Here is an 850-nt window from a genome sequence, read left to right as displayed (position 1 = left end):
TGTATGTACCGGACACATGGTGGACAGGTGTTCGGAGACATGGTGGACACTTTTTAATAGGCACATTGCTCATCATCAAGGAGATGACCTGTGTCCTGGCAAGAGGCATCCACCATGCAACTTCGTACAGAGTTTGTGCATTTGGCTCGGCAAGAAGGAGCGAATGTTCGGCAGCTTTGCCGTCGATTCAATATCAGCCCAAGTACTGCCTACAAATGGCTCAACAGGTTTGAAATATCAGGTGTAGAGGGGTTGCACGATCAGTCCCGTCGACCGAAAACATCACCGAAACGTTGTGCTGATGAGGTTGAGCAGCAGATTCTGACCATGAGTCAGCGATACGAGGCCTGGGGTGCCCGCAAGCTCAAGCGCGTGCTGGAAGATGAAGGCGCTGTGATGCCCTCTGTCAGCACTGTGCATGCGGTTTTGCAGCGTCATTCGCGTGTTGATCCAAAGGCTACCGAGATCAAACCATTTATCCGCTTTGAGCACGAAGCGCCTAACGATCTATGGCAGATCGACTTCAAGGGACATTTCAGTCTGAGCCACGGACGCTGCCATCCATTCACAATACTGGACGACCACTCACGCTTTTCGCTGTGCATTGCCGCATGTGCCAATGAGCAGCGCCAAACTGTACAAGACCATCTAATCCGGACGTTTCGACGCTACGGCCTGCCGTTGCGCATGACGATGGACAACGGCTCGCCATGGGGCGATCAGACTGGCGTTTATACTGCGCTGGAAGTCTGGCTGATGAGCCAGGGCATTAAGGTCGGTCATTCCCGGCCTTATCATCCGCAGACTCAGGGAAAACTGGAGCGCTTCCACCGCAGCCTGAAAAATGAAG

Annotated in this window: 1 protein-coding gene; it reads left to right on the top strand. The window is 53.2% G+C overall.

The window, feature by feature from the left end:
• Positions 1 to 90: 90 nt before the first annotated feature.
• The coding region (locus V6F91_RS27150; protein WP_423815366.1) for an IS481 family transposase at positions 91 to 850 on the top strand (760 nt) is incomplete at its 3' end.

The organism is Pseudomonas koreensis, from assembly GCF_036668835.1.
Classification (GTDB): domain Bacteria; phylum Pseudomonadota; class Gammaproteobacteria; order Pseudomonadales; family Pseudomonadaceae; genus Aquipseudomonas; species Aquipseudomonas koreensis_I.
Note: the sequence above shows the minus strand (reverse complement) of the source record. Positions and strands in the feature narration are given on the sequence as shown.